1 pseudogene is annotated in these 234 nt (G+C 62.4%); it reads right to left on the reverse strand.

Features of this window, described 5'->3' with window-relative positions:
* Positions 1–234 (reverse strand): annotated as a pseudogene (locus tag KVT37_RS33040) (glycerol-3-phosphate transporter permease); the annotation flags it as partial.

Here is a 234-nt window from a genome sequence, read left to right on the forward strand (position 1 = left end):
GGCGATCGGTGAGCGCGGCAAGCACCAGCGCTAGGAACATCGGGAGCCCTGTGCTGATGCCGGCGAAGATCAGGCTGGCGGTGATCGAGTGCCAATAGTCGGCGTTGGACAGGATCGAGCGGAAATTGACGAGCCCGACCCAGATGTTGCCGCCGCCCCATGGCTGCTGCAGCGTCAGCGCCCAGTAAACCGCCTGTCCGGCCGGCCAGTAGAAGAAGGTGAAGATCAGAAAAA

It is taken from the genome of Mesorhizobium sp. GbtcB19, assembly GCF_019091085.1.
GTDB lineage: Bacteria > Pseudomonadota > Alphaproteobacteria > Rhizobiales > Rhizobiaceae > Mesorhizobium.